The 20,085-nt window shown below is 27.7% G+C and carries 21 protein-coding genes and 1 riboswitch; of the genes, 17 read left to right on the top strand and 4 right to left on the bottom strand.

Translation table 11 applies throughout. The features are described 5' to 3' along the window. Nucleotides 1–69: 69 nt before the first annotated feature. Nucleotides 70–837, bottom strand: a complete 768-nt coding sequence (gene yaaA / locus BLP75_RS03310; RefSeq protein WP_092722891.1) for a peroxide stress protein YaaA — start codon at nt 835–837, stop codon at nt 70–72. 220 nt (nt 838–1,057) lie between these two features. On the opposite strand from yaaA, the gene BLP75_RS03305 reads away from it, so the two are divergent. After that, complete coding sequence (locus BLP75_RS03305) at nt 1,058–1,699, top strand: lactate utilization protein (protein WP_092722889.1); 642 nt, start codon at nt 1,058–1,060, stop codon at nt 1,697–1,699. A gap of 125 nt (nt 1,700–1,824) precedes the next feature. After that, complete coding sequence (locus BLP75_RS03300) at nt 1,825–2,715, top strand: YegS/Rv2252/BmrU family lipid kinase (RefSeq protein WP_092722888.1); 891 nt, start codon at nt 1,825–1,827, stop codon at nt 2,713–2,715. A gap of 46 nt (nt 2,716–2,761) precedes the next feature. Here BLP75_RS03300 and BLP75_RS03295 read toward each other — a convergent pair whose 3' ends face one another. Continuing rightward, nucleotides 2,762–4,426 carry a glutamine--tRNA ligase/YqeY domain fusion protein gene (locus tag BLP75_RS03295; RefSeq protein ID WP_092722886.1) on the bottom strand — a complete coding sequence of 555 codons (1,665 nt, stop codon included), beginning with the start codon at nt 4,424–4,426 and terminating at the stop codon, nt 2,762–2,764. A gap of 426 nt (nt 4,427–4,852) precedes the next feature. Here BLP75_RS03295 and BLP75_RS03290 point away from each other — a divergent pair, with 426 nt between their 5' ends. The 8 genes from BLP75_RS03290 (at nt 4,853) to BLP75_RS03255 (ending at nt 13,133) form a co-directional block, all read left to right on the top strand. Further along, the gene (locus BLP75_RS03290; protein WP_092722884.1) at nt 4,853–5,500 is read left to right on the top strand and encodes a hypothetical protein; all 648 of its coding nucleotides are present in this window, start codon (nt 4,853–4,855) and stop codon (nt 5,498–5,500) included. A 42-nt stretch (nt 5,501–5,542) separates the two neighbouring features. After that, a complete protein-coding gene (locus BLP75_RS03285; RefSeq protein WP_092722882.1) occupies nt 5,543–6,109 on the top strand; it encodes a TVP38/TMEM64 family protein in 567 nt (188 codons plus the stop codon). A gap of 78 nt (nt 6,110–6,187) precedes the next feature. Next, nucleotides 6,188–6,751 carry a hypothetical protein gene (locus BLP75_RS03280; RefSeq protein WP_092722880.1) on the top strand — a complete coding sequence of 188 codons (564 nt, stop codon included), beginning with the start codon at nt 6,188–6,190 and terminating at the stop codon, nt 6,749–6,751. A 126-nt stretch (nt 6,752–6,877) separates the two neighbouring features. Continuing rightward, nucleotides 6,878–8,581: a hypothetical protein gene (locus tag BLP75_RS03275; RefSeq protein ID WP_092722878.1), complete on the top strand. Its 1,704-nt coding sequence runs from the start codon at nt 6,878–6,880 to the stop codon at nt 8,579–8,581. Between the two features lie 180 nt (nt 8,582–8,761). Beyond that, a complete protein-coding gene (locus tag BLP75_RS03270; RefSeq protein ID WP_092722876.1) occupies nt 8,762–9,370 on the top strand; it encodes a hypothetical protein in 609 nt (202 codons plus the stop codon). 84 nt (nt 9,371–9,454) lie between these two features. Continuing rightward, the gene (locus tag BLP75_RS03265) at nt 9,455–10,693 is read left to right on the top strand and encodes a cation:proton antiporter (protein WP_092722874.1); all 1,239 of its coding nucleotides are present in this window, start codon (nt 9,455–9,457) and stop codon (nt 10,691–10,693) included. Between the two features lie 56 nt (nt 10,694–10,749). Then, nucleotides 10,750–10,919: riboswitch (Lysine riboswitch) on the top strand. A 115-nt stretch (nt 10,920–11,034) separates the two neighbouring features. Beyond that, nucleotides 11,035–12,327, top strand: coding sequence for a diaminopimelate decarboxylase (gene lysA, locus BLP75_RS03260; RefSeq protein ID WP_092722872.1), 1,293 nt, complete (start codon nt 11,035–11,037; stop codon nt 12,325–12,327). Nucleotides 12,328–12,512: 185 nt separating this feature from the next. Next, on the top strand, nt 12,513–13,133 hold the full coding sequence (locus BLP75_RS03255) for a tetratricopeptide repeat protein (protein ID WP_092722870.1): 621 nt from the start codon (nt 12,513–12,515) through the stop codon (nt 13,131–13,133). An 83-nt stretch (nt 13,134–13,216) separates the two neighbouring features. On the opposite strand, the gene BLP75_RS03250 is transcribed toward BLP75_RS03255, so the two are convergent. After that, a complete protein-coding gene (locus BLP75_RS03250; RefSeq protein WP_092722868.1) occupies nt 13,217–14,311 on the bottom strand; it encodes an AI-2E family transporter in 1,095 nt (364 codons plus the stop codon). A 367-nt stretch (nt 14,312–14,678) separates the two neighbouring features. On the opposite strand from BLP75_RS03250, the gene BLP75_RS03245 reads away from it, so the two are divergent. From BLP75_RS03245 to BLP75_RS03215, 7 genes are all read left to right on the top strand, one after another. Then, a complete protein-coding gene (locus BLP75_RS03245) occupies nt 14,679–15,395 on the top strand; it encodes a pseudouridine synthase (protein ID WP_092722866.1) in 717 nt (238 codons plus the stop codon). A gap of 9 nt (nt 15,396–15,404) precedes the next feature. Then, complete coding sequence (gene mnmM, locus BLP75_RS03240; RefSeq protein ID WP_092722864.1) at nt 15,405–15,986, top strand: tRNA 5-(aminomethyl)-2-thiouridylate-methyltransferase MnmM; 582 nt, start codon at nt 15,405–15,407, stop codon at nt 15,984–15,986. A 122-nt stretch (nt 15,987–16,108) separates the two neighbouring features. After that, complete coding sequence (locus BLP75_RS03235) at nt 16,109–16,300, top strand: 4Fe-4S binding protein (RefSeq protein ID WP_092722862.1); 192 nt, start codon at nt 16,109–16,111, stop codon at nt 16,298–16,300. A gap of 21 nt (nt 16,301–16,321) precedes the next feature. Continuing rightward, nucleotides 16,322–17,464, top strand: coding sequence for a 2-oxoacid:acceptor oxidoreductase subunit alpha (locus tag BLP75_RS03230; RefSeq protein WP_092722860.1), 1,143 nt, complete (start codon nt 16,322–16,324; stop codon nt 17,462–17,464). After that, a complete protein-coding gene (locus BLP75_RS03225; protein ID WP_092722858.1) occupies nt 17,457–18,272 on the top strand; it encodes a 2-oxoacid:ferredoxin oxidoreductase subunit beta in 816 nt (271 codons plus the stop codon). Before BLP75_RS03230 ends, BLP75_RS03225 begins: the two co-directional genes overlap by 8 nt. Nucleotides 18,273–18,313: 41 nt before the next feature. Continuing rightward, nucleotides 18,314–18,859, top strand: a complete 546-nt coding sequence (locus tag BLP75_RS03220; RefSeq protein ID WP_092722856.1) for a 2-oxoacid:acceptor oxidoreductase family protein — start codon at nt 18,314–18,316, stop codon at nt 18,857–18,859. 11 nt (nt 18,860–18,870) lie between these two features. After that, complete coding sequence (locus BLP75_RS03215) at nt 18,871–19,743, top strand: MurR/RpiR family transcriptional regulator (RefSeq protein ID WP_092722854.1); 873 nt, start codon at nt 18,871–18,873, stop codon at nt 19,741–19,743. 118 nt (nt 19,744–19,861) lie between these two features. On the opposite strand, the gene BLP75_RS03210 is transcribed toward BLP75_RS03215, so the two are convergent. After that, nucleotides 19,862–20,085, bottom strand: a 224-nt coding sequence (locus tag BLP75_RS03210) for a tyrosine-type recombinase/integrase (protein ID WP_170827928.1), incomplete at its 5' end; no start/stop codon positions are given.

The following is a 20,085-nucleotide window of genomic DNA, read 5'->3' as shown; positions in this document are numbered from 1 at the left end:
CCGTTATTAAATAAAACATTAAATAGGTAAAATAAAAAGAGAGTGCAAATGCACTCTCTAAAGATATAACTATCTAGTAAACACAAATGAGTTATTATTAGATAAATCTTTATTAAATTTATAACCCTCTAAATCAAATTTCATCAAATCATTAGCATTATCAATTTTATTTTTAACAATATAAGAAACCATATACCCACGAGCTTTCTTAGCATAAAGGCCTTTGACTTTATACATATCTTTTGAAGCATCATATTCTTTGAATACAATATCAATAAACTTAAAATCACCAAGCTTTTTTAAATCAACACATTTTAAGTATTCAGAAGAAGCTAAGTTAACTAAAATTTTATTTTTTTGCTTATCAAGTTCATTTATGAGAAATTCTGTTATTTTACACTTCCAAAACTTATAAAGATCTTTGCCATATTTATTGTTAAGCTTTGCTTTCATTTCAAGTCTATAAGGCTCTATTAAGTCAAGTGGAGAAAGTACTCCATAAAGACCCGATATAATTTTAAAATGCTTATTTGCAAATTCTATTTCATCATCATTAAAATCATTAGCATTCATACAACTAAAAACTTCACCATCAAATGCAAATAGGCTTTGGCACTTTTTATTATTTTGATTTCCAAAGTTTTTATATCTATTAAAATTTAAGTTAGATAAATCATCACTTAAATTCATTAAACCGGAGACTTCCTCAATAGATAATGTTTTTAATATGCTCATAAGATAATTAGCATCATTTGCAAAAAAAGGAGTACTGTGTTTATTTAAATTTATATTTTTATCGAAATTCATTGTTGTAGTTGGGGAAATTATTGTTATCATATGTATCACCTCATAAATATTAATAGTTTTATTATATACCCTGTGGCAATTAAATTAAAACATCTGTTATAAAATGTATTTTGAATTATATGGAAAAAATATGTACATATGATAATATATAATTAAGAAGAAATTATATATTAAGTAAATAAGATATTATGCTTAAAGTTTATATAAAACTTTAGTTAAATGCTTTTAATTGGAGAGGAGAATATTAATTATGGATAACAATGTTGTTTGGGTAAATGAACAAAAAATAAAGAGGACTATATTAGCTTTAGAAAAAAATAATATGAAAGGCTATTTTGTAAATAATAAAGAAGAATTATTAAATAAAATACAAGAGTTAGTTGATAAAGATTCAGTAGTAAGTTGTGGTGGATCAATGTCTTTATTTGAGACAGGGGTAATAGATTTCTTAAAAAATGGTACTTATAAGTTTTTAGATAGATACAAAGAAAACCTTACACCACAAGATATGAAACAAATATACAGAGACACATTTAGTGCGGATGCATACTTTACAAGTACAAATGCTATAACAGAAAATGGAGAACTTTATAATGTAGATGGGAATGGAAATAGAGTAGCAGCTATGTTATATGGACCAGATAAAGTAATTGTTATAACAGGTGTAAATAAAATAGTAAAGGATGTTGATGAAGCTATAAATAGAAATAAATCTATTTGTGCCCCTGCAAATGCTAAAAGAATAGGAACTAAAACTCCTTGTAAAACAACTGGATATTGCATGGATTGTCAAAGTCCAGATAGAATATGTTGTGAATACACATTAATAAAAAGACAAAGAACATCAAATAGAATACATGTAATATTTATAAATGAAAATTTTGGGTATTAATATATTCAAATTATATAAATTAAAACTAATGGATTTATTGATAAATAAGATTTTACAATTAATCATATAATATATTAATAATATATTTTTAGAGAATAAGTCACCAAGGTTAGTTAGGAGGAAATATGAAAAAAGTAAAACTTATATATAATCCAAATTCAGGTGAAAAGAGAATAGTTAATCATTTAGATGACATAATTAAAATATATCAAAAACATAATTATATGTTAGTACCATACAGATTAAATAAGGAAGAACATATAAGTAAGGCTTTTTTAGGAATTGATGAAACCTATGATCATTTATTGCTAGCTGGAGGAGATGGAACTTTAGATACAGTCATAAATTCAATGAAAGAGTTTGATATAGATTTGCCTATTGGAATATTGCCAACAGGAACTGCAAATGATTTTGCTAAGGCTTTAGATATTCCATGGGATATAAAAAAAGCTATAGAATGCATAATTAAATCTACCCCTGAGAGAATTGATATAGGAAAGATAAACGATAAATACTTTATAAATGTAGCTAGCGCAGGTATGTTTACAGATGTGTCTCAAAAGATTAATCCTGATTTAAAAAATTATATGGGAAAAGTATCTTATTACATAACAGGAATTGAAGAAGCTCTTCACATGAGGAAGTTTAATATACGAGTTACATCAGATGAGGTTAAGTATGAAGGTGATATGTATTTAATGTTAGTTTTTAATGGAAAAACTGCAGGAAACATAAACCTAGCATATAAGGCAGAAGTAAATGATGGGTATTTAGATGTTATAATATTTAAAGGAATGCCTATTCCAAAATCTATACCAGTACTAATTAGTGTATTAAGAGGAGATCACTTAGACCAATTTAATGAAAATGAACTCTTATATTTTAAAACAAAAAAAGTATTAATTGAGTGTAGTGATGATCTATCAACTGATATAGATGGAGAAAAGGGACCAGATTTTCCACTACAAATTGAATGTATTAAGGATGGTATACAAATACTTGGGTTTAATAAATAAAAGGATTAAAAAAGAGTCTTGAAAATTATTCAAGACTCTTTTTATTTTATTTACCAGGTTTGAAAGAACTCTTTAATGGAACAACTCTATTGAATACTAATTTTTCATCAGTTGTATATTTATTATCAACACTGAAGAATCCGTTTCTTACAAATTGGAACTTATCTAAAGTTTTAGCATTTTCAAGTTGAGTAGGTTCTCCAAATCCTTGAAGTATTTCTATAGAATTTGGATTTATTTGTTCTAAGAAATGCTTACCTTCATTTTCTGGAGCATCATCAAGGATTAATGGCTCATATAATCTAAACTCACAAGGCTTAGCAGAGTTTGCTTCAACCCAGTGTATAGTAGCTTTAACTTTACGACCAGTAAATCCTGAACCACTCTTAGTTTCAGGGTCATAAGTACAATGTATTTCAACAACATTTCCGTTTTCATCTTTTATAACTTCATTACATTTAACAAAGTATGCACCTTTTAAACGAACTTCATTTCCAGGGAACAATCTGAAGTATTTTTTAACAGGTTCTTCCATGAAGTCATCTTGCTCTATATATAATTCTCTACCAAATGGTACTAATCTAGTTCCTTTAGTTTCATCTTTGGCATTGTTTTCTATTTCAAGCATCTCTGTTTGACCTTCTGGGTAGTTAGTTATAACTAGTTTAAGTGGCTTTAAAACACCCATAGCAAGAGGAGCTTTAGGTTGTAAGTCTTCTCTTACGAAGAAGTCTAACATTTGGCTATCAACAGTAGAATCAGCTTTAGCCACACCTATTTCACGACAGAAGTTACGTATAGCTTCTGGAGTGTATCCTCTACGTCTAAGTCCAGATATAGTCGGCATACGAGGATCATCCCATCCATCAGTTACACCTTCATCAACAAGTTGCTTTAATTTTCTCTTACTCATAACAGTATTTGTAAGGTTAAGTCTTGCAAACTCTATTTGTCTTGGAACAGATTCCATTTCACATTCTCTAACGAACCAATCGTAAAGCGGTCTTTGATCAGCAAACTCTAAAGTACATATAGAGTGAGTTATACCTTCGATAGCATCTTCTAATGGATGAGCAAATGCATACATTGGATATATACACCATTTGTCACCAGTATTATGATGATGAGAATGAGCTATTCTATATATTATAGGATCTCTAAAGTTTATGTTAGGAGAACTCATATCTATTTTTGCTCTTAAAACTTTTTCTCCATCTTTAAATTCACCATTTTTCATTCTTTCGAATAAATCTAAGTTTTCCTCTACAGATCTATTTCTGTATGGACTTTCTTTACCAGGTTCAGTTAAAGTTCCACGATATTCTCTTATTTCGTCTTGAGTTAAATCACATACGTAAGCTTTTCCTTTTTTTATTAAAACAAGGGCTCTTTTGTACATTTCATCGAAGTAATCAGATGCAAAGTATAGGTTGTTCCAATCAAATCCTAACCACTTAACGTCTTCTTTTATAGAATTAACATATTCTACATCTTCTTTTATTGGGTTTGTATCATCAAATCTTAAGTTTACTTTTCCTTTAAACTCGTCAGCTAAACCGAAGTTTAAGCATATACTTTTTGCATGTCCTATATGTAAGTATCCGTTTGGTTCAGGTGGAAAACGAGTTATGATACTGTCATGTTTTCCTGTATCTAAGTCATTTATAATAATGTTTTTTATAAAGTTAGATGAATTATTTTCATTTGACATATATAATACCTCTCTATTAATTAAATTTTCTATATAGTAAATAAAGATACTATAATCCATACTATTCATTTTAATCTAATATTGGAAAAAAATAAAGATATAATTACTTAAAAATCAAATCTTATAAGAATATATATTTAACATTATTATACAAAAACGTATATTTTATAAGTGAAAAACAAGGTAATAATTGGTATAACTTATAAAATTCATATAAAATAAATTGATTTATATAAATTAATATTAAATTTAACTTTAATAAATATAAAGTATAGTATATATTTCATAGTAGGCATAATATTATTAATAAATAGTTTTAATTCTAAAAAATATAAAATATAACTACAAATTAATAATATTTAACAAGCACAATACGAATAATAAGTATATAATTATTTTATGGAAATTTAGAAGAGGTGATGAAATTTGAATAAAGGAATGAAAATAATAATTTCTATTATAATTATTGTTTTAATATTACTAGGTGGTACATATTATGCATTAATGCCAGAGGAAAAAGTATCTGTAGAAGAAGGAAAAATTATAACTATTGAGCAGTTAATAAAAGAGTCGTCTATAGACAACTTTGAAATATCAAAAAAACCGCTAGGTTTACAAGGAAAAATATCTATAACTTCACAAGAATTTAAAGATATAGTTTATTCAGTAATGAAAACAAATAATATAACTGAATTAGAAGATGCTAGTATAATTCTTGAAAATGATAAGGTTAAAATAGTATCTCCATATAAGGCATTTGGAATTATAGATAGTCAAATAGAAGCATATTTAACACCAAATATATCTGATAACAACTTAAATATAGAAGTAAGCAATTTGAAACTTGGAAAAATTAATTTAAGTGACAAGACTTTAATTAACCATTTAAATTCATATAAAGATAAAATACCATTTACATTAAATGGGAAAGCTATAACTATAGATAAAAGTTATACATATCCAATAGTTTTAAACAATATAGAAATAAAAGAAAATAAAATAATACTAGATTTGAACTTACAAGTTAATAATATTATAGATGCTATATCTAAGTATAAAATTAATATTAAATAAAAATAGAGCAAAATAAACGACAGAAATTAGGTGCATATATTTATGGAACAAATATTATACTCAATAGCAGATCATAAATTGTTAGCTGCTGTAATAGGACTTTTGTTAGTAGCTGTAGAAACATTTGCTCCAGTATTACCACTTTTAGCGATAGTTTTAGCAAATGCTTTTGTTCTTGGAATGTGGAAAGGTTTTTTAGTATCATGGGTAGGTTCAAGTATTGCATCCATAGCGTTATATTATGTTGCTAAAAAATTTTCTACAATTAAATTCTTTACAAAGTATGAAAAAAATATTAAAATAATTAAAATTAAATCTTGGATAAAAAAACAAGGGTTTAATAGTATATTTATATCATATGTATGCCCTTTTATTCCTGATTTTTTAATAACTATTACGTCTGGATTTGTTGGATTTGATATAAAGACATTTATATCCGGCATGGTATGTGGTAAATTTGTTATGTTTTTACTTTTAAGTTATATTGGAGAAGATATTGGTGATTTATTTTATAATCCTAAAAAGATAGTTATATTTACTTTTGCTATTTTAATATCTTGGATAGTCGGAAAACGAGTTAATAATAAAATTCATAAAGAAAGTAAATAAAAAATATATTTACAAATATATATAGAATATGATATAGTTTTATAGTTGTATTAATTTAAAAAATTAAGGGGGAGAAATATGAAGAAGATATATATCGTAACAACTTATACTGGTACATTATTATCTTATCTTATAAGAAATATAAGTAAAACCCCATATGCACACGTATCTATAGCTTTAAATAAAGAGTTAAGACCTATGTATTCCTTTGGAAGATTAAATCCTAAAACTCCTATATTTGCAGGGTTTGTGGAAGAAAATATAAATGAAGGATTATATGCTATTAAGACAAATACTATGTGTAGGGTGTACTCATTAGATGTTACAGACTTACAATATGAAGAATTATATAAGAATATAATGAATGTTAGTGAAAATAGAGAAGAATATGATTATGATGTTAAAGCACTTGTATGTTTATCGATAGATAGACCAAGAGAAAAAGAATACAAGTATGTATGTTCACACTTTGTAGCTGACATGCTACAAAAAAGTGATATACATATACTAGATAAACCAGCATATGAAACTAGACCTAATGATTTCTATAATTTAGAAGGATTAGAGCTAGAGTACGAAGGATTATTATCTAAGTATTCAACAAGAGAGCCTGTATATATAACTAGAGTTGCTGAAGCATAAGCTATTATATTTAAAATTAATAAAACGACTAAGAAAATACCTCATATTTTATGTGAGGTATTTATTTTTTTGAAAATTATGGATATAATGTAATTAATAAGGATATAGTTTTGAAAGGAGTATTAAATGAAAAAATTTATACAAACATATGGTGTAGCTTTTTTAATAGTAGCTATTTACGCATTTGTTAAATTACCAGTATTAAGGTTTGACTTCATATCATGTATTTCAGTGCTTATAATTTTCTTTGGTATAGCAGGAATATTAGATATGATGCTTGATAGGGGAGAAAAAACTTCAAAAATAGCAAAATATAATTTTTCTATAGCTATAATACTAATAATATACAGTATAGCAGCACCATTTGTTGCATCTTCTCCAATACTTCATGCTAAGTCATATAGAAACTTAATAGGAGAAGTAAAAGAAAGTGAATTTTCAAAGGATGTAAGTCCCGTAAATACTAATAACATAAGAGTTGTAGATGAAGATATGGCTATGAAATTAGGTGATAAAAAGCTAGGAGAAGTTCCGGCACTTGGAAGTGTATCTAAGCTTGGAAAATTTCATATACAAAGTGTAAAAGGTGAATTATATTGGGTAGCACCATTAGTACATAGGGATATAATAAAATGGATAACATCATTAGATGGAACAAACGGATACGTAATGGTATCTGCAAGTAATCCTCAAGATGTTAGATTAGTTCAAGAAATAGATAATAAACCTGTAAAAATAGTTTATCAACCAGAAGCATACTTCCTTCAAGATCTACATAGACATATGTACTTAAAGGGAATAACAAATGTAGGTATGACAGACTTTACATTAGAAATAAATGACGAAGGAAGACCATATTGGGTAGCGAGTTTATATGAGCATAAGATAGGATATAGTGGAGCAAATGCAGTTGGAGTTGCAACTGTGGATGCAGAAACTGGAGAAACTAAAAGATATTCTATAAAAGATGCTCCGAAATGGATAGATAGAATACAACCTCAAGAGTTTGTTACAAATCAAATAAATGATTGGGGATTATATGTAAAAGGATTCTTAAATTCAGTTATATCTGAAGAAGGTGTATTAGTCCCAACTGAAGGAACTTCATTAGTATATGGAAATGATAATAAAGCATATTGGTATACAGGAATAACTTCATCAGGTGGGGATGAGTCTACTATAGGGTTTATGTTAGTAGATACTAGAACAAAAGAAGCTAAATTATATAAACAACCAGGAGCTACAGAAACTGCTGCGATGAGATCTGCAGAAGGTAAGGTTCAAGAAAAAAACTATGAAGCTACATTCCCTGTAATGTACAATATACTAGGCAAACCAACATATGTATCATCTTTAAAAGATAAGGCAGGACTTGTTAAGATGGTATCATTTGTATCAGTTGAAGACTTTAGTGTATTAGGATTAGGAGAAACTAAAGAAGAAGCTTTAAGAAATTACAGAGAAGCATTAGCATCAAAAGGGAACAATATAAAAATAGAAAATGATACAACAACAGATAAGTTAGAAGGAAATATAACAAGAATTAGTCCAGATGTTAAATCTGGAAATACATTCTATTATATGACACTAGATTCGAATGAAAGTATAATATTTAATGCTACATCTAAGGTATCAACAGAAATACCTTTGACAGTGGTAGGAGATAAAGTAAAAATAGCTTATCAAAAAGGTGAAAAAGGATTTGTTGATATAGTTGAGTTTGATAACTTAACTTTAGGGAATAAGCCTGAAGCTAATAACAAACAAACTACAGAAGAAAAAACTGTAGAAGAAAAAATAACCAATGAATCAGAAAATGTTAATCAGTAATAAAAAAGTAGCTATCTAAATTTAGATAGCTACTTTTTTCATGCTAGTAGAGTGAAATGATTTATAATTTATAATTTAAAATAAAATAAATTGCTTAAAATTTGTAAATTTTATTGTCCCAAATTAATATAATGGTAATATAACTTGCCAAAATAATAACTTCAAGGGAGAATAGACGTAATGATAGGAATAGAAAGAGATATATTAATACTAATTAGCAGAGTTAGATGTATGACAGAAACTCAGGTGGGAAAAGTTTTTGGATCAAGAAAACGATATGGACGAAAGCCTTTTAAAAAAACGCTAAGAAAAATGTGTAATGAATATACTCTTAGAAAATATCCATGCAATATAAATTACTCTGGCTACAAAGACAATACTTATGTATATTATTTAAATGGAAGCAAAATGTATAAAGGACAAGAATTGGTTAAAGCAGTTATAGGTTCAGAAGTTGCTATAAAGCTTAGTTCAGCTGGCTATGAAATTAAAAGATTTTATAGAAACGTATCTGTAGCAGATTCAAAGTTTGATTTATTTGTAGAATATATAGATAAATATAATGAACCTAAGCAATTATTGGTAGATATAAATCTAGATGATAATTTTAGATCATCAAAATATGAGGATATGGAATATAAAATAAATAAGTCAACAATACCGTTTTATGAAATTCCTAAAATATTGGTTGTAACATCAGAAAATATAGATGGATTACATGAAATTAGAGGAAAGTATGAAGTTAATTTTTTAGATTTAAATTTAAGTAAATTATTTAGATATATATAAACCTATTTTAACAAATAGGTTTTTTTTTGATGTTTTGCAAATAATAAATAGAGACACTTAAAATTTAGCAAAAGAGGTGATTATATGGGAGAAATGAATACATCAGCAATTAGCGCAAATGAATTAGTGCTAATAATGGCTTCAGTTGCAACGATAGGTGTTATAGGAGGTTGGGTTGCTCAAAAGCTAAAGCTTCCTGATGTAGTAATTTATTTAATATTAGGTGTAGCATTTGGTCCTACATTTTTAAACTTAGTGAATATGGAAGCGTTTCCAACTGCGAATGAAATAATATTAACTTTTGGATCAGCATTTATACTTTATGAAGGTGGAAGAGAAGTTAAATTAAAAATATTAAATGAAGTAAAAGTAAGTGTAGGCCTTTTAGCATCATTAGGTGTTTTTATAACAGCAGGTATAGTAGGGCTTACTGCGCATTATGTATTTAATCTATCAATAGGGCCAAGTTTTTTATTAGGAGCAACTATAGCATCAACAGATCCAGCAGCACTTATACCTGTATTTAAAACAGTTCCTATAAAAAATAAATTAAAGCAAACTGTAATAAGTGAATCTGCATTCAATGATGCATTTGGTGCAATTTTATTTACGTCAATACTTACAGGATTAACTATGACACAGCGAGTAGGAATATTAGCAACATCATTAGAACTAGTATTTATGATATTGATAGGTTTATTAGTTGGAATTGGTGTAGCATTAATAGCTGTAGGCATTTCATCAGATAAAAAATATGGAATATTTCATGGTTATGCACCTATCATATCAATTACTGTAGTTGTTTTTGCTTATGAAATATCAGAAAGATTTGGTGGAAGTGGATATATGGCAGTGTTTATTGCAGGTCTTGTATATGGAAATAAAAAAAGATTTGGACTATGGGTTCCCGATGAAGATTATATATCAGGGGTGCATTTTAGAGAAAATTTAGCCACTATAGCAAGGATGTCAATATTTATAGTACTTGGAACACATCTCAACTTAAATTCATTAGTAGAGTATGGCATTGGAGCAATAATTGTAGTGTTAGTTTTAATGTTTATAGCTAGACCAATAGTAGTTTTAATTTGTACTACATTTGATAAAAAAGCTAATTGGAGCAAAAATGAAAAATTATTTATGATGTGGGTAAGAGAAACGGGCGTTATACCAGCAGCTTTATCAGGAATAATAGTATCAACAAAAGTAGAAGGATATGAAATTATATCATCAGTTGTATTTATGACTATTATAATAACTTTATTGGTACAAGCAAGTACTACGAACATAGTAGCTAAAAAATTAGATGTTTTGGAAAAATAAAAAATAGTTGCAAAATTAAGAAAAAAGTGTTAAAACTATATTAATTAAATAAAAAAGCCTAGGGTAGAGGTGCTTAGATTAAGAGTACTTAGTAGTAGCTGGCAAGTGTTGATAACTAAGGAAAGGAATCGTAGCCGAAGAGAGTTAATTGGCAAATAAATTCTCTGGATTTGCACAAAATATGTGCAAGGCTGTCACTTGCTAAAAGTGTTGAGCTACAAGGTTTACTTTGAGTGAAATAGAACGTCCAAAGTATTCCTTTGGACGTTTTTGATTATAGTAAATTATTGTTAAAAACCTCAAAATGGCTGTATATTTTATACTAATACAGGAGGATGTTTATGAAATTACATGGAACTATGTCAGTAAAAAATAAAAACTTATATATAGGTGGTGTTAAATGTGAAAATGTAGCAAAAAAATATGAAACACCACTTTATATATTTGATGAAAAGCTTATAAGAAAAAATTGTAGAGAATATGTAAATTATTTTAAAGTTAAAGAAAATAACAATAAAGTAGCATATGCAGGTAAAGCTTTTTTACCTAGATATATGTGTCAATTAATAAAAGAGGAAAATTTATATTTAGATGTAGTTTCAGGTGGAGAATTATATACAGCATATAAGTCACAGTTTCCTATGGAAAAAATATTATTTCATGGAAATAACAAAACTATAGATGAGATAGAAATGGGAATAAAATTAGGTGTAGGAATTTTTGTTGTTGACAATTTTTATGAGCTAGACTTAATAGAAGAAATATGTGAAAGATATAATACAATACAAGATATTTATTTTAGAATAACACCTAGTATAGAAGCGCATACACATGAATATATAAAAACAGGCCAGATTGATTCAAAATTTGGTTTTGCACTTACAAATGGAGATTTATATGAAGCTTTAGAAAAAGTAAAGGAATATAAAAATATAAATTTAATAGGTCTACATGCACACATAGGATCTCAAATATTTGAGGTTGATCCATACATGGATGCAGTTGATATAATGATGAATTTAATAAAAAAAATAAAAGAAAATTATAATATAGAAATAAAAGAAATAGATTTAGGTGGAGGTATTGGTGTTTATTATACAAAGCACGACACCCCAAAAACTATAAAAGAATTTTGTGAATCTATAATAAATCGAGTAGAAAAAACTTGTGAAAAACTTAAAATAAATAAGCCTGTATTAATTATAGAGCCTGGGAGATCTATTGTAGCAAATGCAGGAAGTACATTATATACAATAGGATCTATAAAAGATATAAAGGACATAAGAACATATGTAAGTGTAGATGGAGGTATGACTGATAATATAAGACCTTCATTGTATCAAGCAGGATATGAATGTGCAGTTATAAATAAAATAGGTTTAGATAAAATAAATCAAGTAACAGTAGCGGGAAAATGTTGCGAAAGTGGAGATATATTAATAACAGATACAGACATAATGGAAATACAAAGTGGAGATATATTAATAACTACATCTACGGGTGCATATGGATATTCTATGTCATCTAACTATAACAAAATACCTAAGCCAGCAGTTGTATTTGTGAAAGATGGAAAATCAAAACTAATTTGTAAAAGACAAAGTTATAAAGATTTAATTTCATTAGAGCTTTAAACTATATAAATAAAAAGGAAACTTTAAAATAAGTTTCCTTTTTTGTTTATTTTTAGCTGGATAATCGATAAAAAAATACAAAAAATATTAAGAAATGATAAAAAATAAATAAACTAAATTCGATAATTTTACCTAAATAAACCATATTTATGATAAAATTATCTTAAATAATAAGGAGGGATTTGATGAAATTAAAAATAGTCTTATTGGTATCATTATTATCTATAGTAATGGTTGGATGTTCTGGATTAAAAGAAAATACAACTGTTCATGATGGAAAAGAAGCATTAGAAGCACACGATTATGAAAAAGCAAGAAATTTTTTATCGGATGCCTTAGAAATGGATAGTTCAGATGAACATGCAAGAGCAATGTATATGCAGGCTACTAAAATGGAAAATGCATTAGAGTACGAAAAAGAAGGAAATTATAATAAAGCTATAAAAGAACTTGAATCAATAGAAGAGATAAAAAACGGGTCGGCAACTATAAAAACTGAAGCAGCTGCTAAGAAAAAAGAGCTAGTTAAAGCGAATGAAGAATATTTGAAGGCAAGAGAAGAAAGAAAACAAAATGCCAAAGAAGTATCTCATAAAGATCAAGATAGAATAGAAGCACAAGCTTCAATAGAAAAAGAAAAACACTTAGCATACTTAGCTCAAAAGAAAAAGCAAGAAGATGAAGAAGCTAAAAAGAAAGTGGAAGAAGAGGCTAATAAACCGCAAGAACCAAATCAAGGTACCAATGAATTGGAAAATCCAGGTGTAGTAGTTTCTCCACCTATTGAACAAACAGTTGCTCAATAATTTAAATAAAAATGCCTATATTTTTATATAGGCATTTTAAGCAACGGACAAAGTCGTTGGCGATATGAAGTGTAGCGAATTTTTTACTTAGAACCCTTTATATATAATCTATTTTGAATATATTTATCAATACAGGATTTTAAAACAGCAGCTATAGGTACTGATAAAAATACTCCTATTATACCAAACAATGATCCTCCAAGTAGCACAGCGGATATTATCCAAAGTGGACTAAGTCCAACCTGATCTCCCATAACTTTAGGTCCAATAAAGTTACCATCTAATTGTTGAAGAATAAATATAAATATTATTACCCAAAATGCCTTTACAGGTCCTTGAGTAAGAGCCATAGCAACAGGAGGAACAGCTCCTATAAAAGGTCCAAAGTAAGGAATTATATTAGTTAAAAAAACTATAAAAGATAAAAATAATACATTATCTATCCTTAAAAAAAACTTAAATCCAATAAAAGCAAGTACTCCTATAATTGCAGAATCTAATATTCTTCCTATTATATAATGGTAAAAAATATCATGGCACATTATAAAAAAATTAACTGTCTTATCAGCTTTATTTTTTGTAGTAATACAATATAGTAAATTTTTAAATCCTTTCGCTACATTTTCTTTATCGTACAGCATGTATATAGATAATATAACACCCATAGAAATATTAAAAATTAAGGATGTTAAACTAAATAAATAAACAATTATATCTGAAGATGTCTTAGAAAAAATATTAATCATTTCTTGAAGTATTAAGTTAATGTTATTTTGTATATGAGGTATTAAAACTTCTAGTATATCAGTCTGTTTAATGTGATTATTTAAAAAATCTTCTATCATACTTATATAATGAGGAATTTCTTTAATTAAAGTATTTAAGGTATTAATAATAGAGGGAATAAAAATTTTACCCATTAATAATAAAGAAATAAAAATAATTACATAAGATATAAGTATATTTAAAATTCTATGTAATTGAAATTTTTTTTCAATATATTTAACTAAAGGATCAATCAAAAGAGCAAGTAAAATTCCTATTAAAAAAGGACTTAAAAGTTTAACCAAGCCTCCTATATTAGAAAGTAGCCTAGAAGGAGAATCTATTACTTTATAAATTATTATAGATATAAAGCCTATAAGTACATAATATTTAATATTTTCTTTGGAAACCATAAAATTCTCCTTTACTAACTTATTAAAATTTCTTCAATAATATATCCAAATATATATTTAAAAATTCCTATAAAATCAAATCTTAACATCATAAAAAATTAACCAATTAAAATTTTAGTAAAATAAAGAATATTGAAATATTATTATATGTAAATTTTAAGTATTTTATTTAGTTAGATATATTTAATATAAATAATTAAAGAATAATATAGAAACTTAAATAAATAATTAGTAACTACAAAACCTAAGTATATTAAAATTTATTCAAATACTATAGATATATTAAAAAATTTAGTGTTTTGTTTTTAGTATATATGTATTATGATATAATAATGTAATAAAAATAAGAAAATAGAGAAGGTGCAGTATGAGAATTAACAAATACATAGCTTCTTGTGGAGTGGCATCAAGAAGAAAAGCAGAAGAAATAATATTACAAGGAAGAGTAAAAGTTAATGGTAAAACTGTAGAAGAGTTATCATTTAGCGTAGATGAAGATAATGATATCGTAGAAATAGATAATGAACAAATAGGACTTGATGAAAATAAAGTTTATATAGTTTTAAATAAACCAGAAGGTTATATAACAACTGTAAAAGATCAATTTGATAGACCTAGTGTACTTGACTTGGTAAAAGATATAAAAGAAAGAATATATCCAATAGGAAGACTAGATTATGAAACTAGTGGATTATTAATACTTACTAACGATGGAGATTTAACATATACTTTAACTCACCCTAAACATGAAGTGGACAAGACTTATATGGCGATAGTAAAAGGAATACCAACACCAGAACAAATGAAAGAGTTTGAATCTGGACTTTATATAGAAGACTATAAAACAGCTCCAGCTAAAATAAAAATAGTTAAAAAAGATGAAGAAAAAAATTATGCTATATGCCAAATAAAAATACATGAAGGTAGAAATAGACAAGTTAGAAAAATGTGTAGAGCTATAAATCATCCAGTTATGAGACTTAGAAGAGTAGCTATGGGTAAGATTACTTTAAAAGAAACTGAAATTGGAAAATACAGATATTTAACTGATGAAGAAATACAATACCTAAAGGGTCTTAAATAGAGGTGTTTTATGAAAAAAGCAAAATATTTAACAAAAGTTACGGATCTAAATAAACTTTATTTAGATCAAGTTATAACAGAAGGTGATATTGTAGTAGATGCTACAATGGGAAATGGATATGATACAAAGTATCTAGCTGAAAAAGTTGGAGATAGTGGATATGTATATAGTTTTGATGTACAGGAAGAAGCCTTAAAATCAACTAAGAAAAAACTTGAAAAAGAAAACTTGCAAGATCGTGTAAAGTTAATATTAGATGGTCATGAAAATATGGACAAGTACGTTGAAAAAAAAATTTCATGTGTTGTGTTTAACTTGGGATATTTGCCAAGAGCAAAGCATATGATTATAACAAAACCAAATACAACGATAAAAGCTATAGAGCATAGCTTAAAACTATTAAAACCTCATGGTGTAGTAAGTATTGCTATTTACACTGGACATGAAGGTGGGCCAGAGGAAAAAAATAGTGTATATGATTTTGTTAAAACGCTAGATCAAAACGAATTTAATGTACTTGAATGTGGATTTATTAACCAAATAAATAATCCGCCGCAATTAGTTTTGATAGAGAAGAAGAAAGAATATTAAACCATGCTTTATAGCATGGTTTTTTTTATTTAAATAAGAATATTTATATAACTAATAAATAAGCTTAATATAGGGAGAATTAATTAAGTTAAAAAAACTCTATAGAGTTAAGGGGGGAGTTTATGAAAAAGACACTGGTAGTAAAAAAATCATGGTGCAAAAAATGTGGTATTTGTGTTGAATTTTGTCCAGTAAAAATATTAGAGTTAAAAGAAGATTCAATAGGTGTAACAAATCCTAATAAATGTATAGGATGTGGTCAATGTGAACAAAGATGTCCAGACTATGCAATATATTTAAAAAAAAGTGAATAAAACCTTAAGGAGAGATTTGGTATGACTGATAGAATAAAGTTATTACAAGGAAATGAAGCTTGTGTACAAGGAGCAATTTATGCAGGCATGAGATTTTTTGCGGGGTATCCAATAACACCATCTACAGAAATAGCAGAAATATCATCATTATTACTTCCAAAAATAAATGGGAAGTTTATACAAATGGAAGATGAAATAGGTTCTATAGCAGCTACGATAGGTGCATCTTTAACTGGATATAAATCAATGACAGCGACAAGTGGTCCAGGATTTTCTTTAAAACAAGAGTGTATAGGATATGCATCATTAGTTGAATCACCATGTGTAATTGTAAATGTACAAAGATGTGGGCCTAGTACAGGATTACCAACAAGCCCATCGCAAGGTGATTTGATGCAGGCTAAGTGGGGAACTCATGGAGATCATCCAATAATAGCATTGTCACCATCAACAGTAGAAGAAACATTTAATTTAACTGTAAAAGCATTTAATTTTGCAGAAAAGTATAGAGTACCAGTAATACTGCTTTTAGATGAAGTGGTAGGTCATTTAAGAGAAAAAATGAGAATACCTATGGCAGGGGAGTTAGAGGTATTAAATAGAAAAAAACCAAGTTGTGGTTATAACGAATATAAAGCATATGAATGTAGTAAAGATTTTGTACCAGCTATGGCAAGTATAGGGGAAGGATATAGATATAATGTAACAGGTCTTATGCATGATGAAACAGGATTCCCAACAAATAGCACAAGCGAAACTGAAAAATTAATGAACAGGTTGTTCAGTAAAATAGAAAAAAATCTAGATGACATATTAATTTATGATGAATATAAAACAGAGGATGCAGATATTTTATTTGTTTCATTTGGAGGGTCATCGCGTTCTTGTAAAGATGCAGTTAAAATGTTAAGAAAGGAAAACATAAAGGCTGGATTATTTAGTATAAAAACAGTATGGCCATTCCCAGAAGATAAATTAATAGAGGTTAGTAAAAATGCAAAACAAATAGCAGTTGTTGAAATGAATAAAGGACAAATGATCTTAGAGGTACAAAGAGTATTAGGAAAAGAAAAAGACATATTTGGTATTAATAAAATAAATGGTGAAGTAATAACTCCTAATGATATAATAGCTAAAATTAAGGAGGAATGTATCAATGCCTAGTGAAGTAATTAAAAATAATTTAAGAACAAATAGACTTCCTCATATTTGGTGTCCTGGGTGTGGACATGGAATACTAATGAGAGCTATAGCAGTTGCAATAGAAGAATCTAATATAGATAAGGATAAGGTTTGTATAGTTTCAGGAATAGGGTGCTCATCAAGAGCAGCAGGATATATGGACTTTAATACCGTGCATACAACTCATGGTAGGGCATTGGCATTTGCAACAGGAATAAAACTTGCAAAACCAGATCTTCATGTAATAGTAATTAGTGGAGATGGTGATTTAACAGCTATAGGTGGAAATCATTTTATACACGCATGCAGAAGAAATATAGATATAACAACAATAGTATTTAACAACAATATATATGGTATGACAGGTGGACAATACTCTCCAACTACACCAAATGGAGATTTTGCAACTACAGCTCCGTTTGGTAACATAGACAAACCGTTTGACATATGTGAATTAGCTTGTGGAGCTGGGGCTAGCTTTGTAGCACGTTCAACAGTATATCATGTTCCAAATACAATTCAATATATTAAAAAAGCACTTAATCATAAGGGATTTTCATTGGTAGAGGGATTAAGTATATGTCCAACGTACTATGGAAGAAAAAATAAAAAAGGCTCACCAGTTGTTTTAATGAATGAGCTAAAAGATAGAAGTATTAACTTAACTAAAAAAGATACTTTAACAGAAGAGCAGTTAAAAGAAAAAATTTTAATAGGTATATTTAAAGATACTATCACGCCTGAATACACAGATGAATATAAAAAAGTATTAGATAAGTTCAATAAATAGATAGATTTAATAAAAAATACCTAAGGAGAGATATAAAAGATATGAAAGTAGAAGTAAGACTTAGCGGTTCAGGAGGGCAAGGATTAATATTAGCCGGAATAATATTAGCAGAGGGTGCTATAAGCACCGACCTAAATGCAGTTCAAACACAATCATACGGTCCGGAAGCTAGAGGTGGAGCTAGCAAATGTGAAGTTGTTATAAGTGAAAATGAAATAAATTTTCCTAAAATTTCAAAACCAAACATATTATTATCTTTAACACAAAAATCTTTAAATCAGTACTTAAAAGATATGGACAATAGTGGTATAATAGTTATTGATAGTTCAATAGAAGTAAAATGTACAGAAAATTTGAATATTTACAAGTTTCCGATAATAAATTCTTCAAAGGAAGTGACTGGAAGCTACGTTTCAGCGAATATGGTTGCATTGGGAGTTATTAGTCAGTTAGTAAAAGATGTAGATATAGAAAATATTAAAAAATCAATAATAAAGAGGGTTCCAAAGGGAACTCAAGAGTCAAACATAAAAGCATTTGAAAAAGGAATTGAACTTTTCAGAAATAATATTGATGTAAACCACTAAAGGAGAAAGATATGGACGATACAAAGGATTTAAAAGATAGCAAAAAGCTTATATCAGACATCCAAGCTCAATACCCAAGATTTAGTAAAGGACAAAAACTAATAGCACAGTATATTTTGTCAAATTACGATAAAGTAGCATTTATGACTGCATGCAAACTAGGAGATACAGTAGGGGTAAGTGAATCTACTGTTGTAAGATTTGCAAATGCCTTAGGATACTCAGGATATCCAAAGTTACAAGCAGCACTTCAAGAGTTGATAAAAAATAAATTAACTACAGTGCAAAGAGTAGAAATGGCAAAAGAGTATAGCGATGATTATACCATACTTAATAAAGTTTTAAAAAGTGATATGGATAACATAAAAACTACTTTAGAAGAAATAGACCATAAAGCCTTTGAAGATTCAGCGAATAGATTATTAAAAGCAAGAAAAATATATATATTAGGTATGAGAAGTTCATTTACTATAGCTCAATACTTAGGATTTTATTTAGATATAATACTTGATAATGTCCATATAATTAGAATGGATATGGGGGATGCGTTTGAACAAATAGTAAGAATAGATGAAAATGACGTTATAATAGCTATAAGTTTCCCAAGATATTCTAAAAAATCATATCAAATAGTAAATTACGCAAAAGAAAAAGGAGCACATATAATATCTTTAACAGATAGTTTATTTGCGCCAGTAGCATCTCTTGCAGATAATACACTTTTAGTAAAAAGTAATATGGCATCATTTGTTGACTCGTTAGTTCCTGCTTTAAGTATAGTTAATGCACTTATAGTTGCAGTAGGTATGAAAGAAAAGGACGACATAAAAGAGTACTTTGATGATCTAGAAACAATATGGGATAGATACTCAGTATACGAGTAAGATTTAACTAGTAAGTAATATACTAAAGTTTTATAACGTAGTATATTACTTACTTTTATTTTATTGGAATCGTATAAAATTAACTGACAATGTTAACTGACATTTTATTGACTGACAATTAAACTGACTTTGAATCAAATAAAATTTGACTTAAATTATTAGATGCATCTTTATCCATTTCCTCTAAAACATGGCTATATGTATTCATAGAAATTTTAATATCTGTGTGACCTAATCTACTACTAACAGTTTTCATATTAGTTCCAGATAATAACATTAAAGTTGCATTTGTGTGCCTTAAATCATGTAACCTTATTTGCTTTAGATTATTAGCTTTCAATA

The sequence above is a fragment of the Romboutsia lituseburensis DSM 797 genome, assembly GCF_900103615.1.
Taxonomy (GTDB): Bacteria; Bacillota; Clostridia; order Peptostreptococcales; family Peptostreptococcaceae; genus Romboutsia_F; species Romboutsia_F lituseburensis.
Note: the sequence above shows the minus strand (reverse complement) of the source record. Positions and strands in the feature narration are given on the sequence as shown.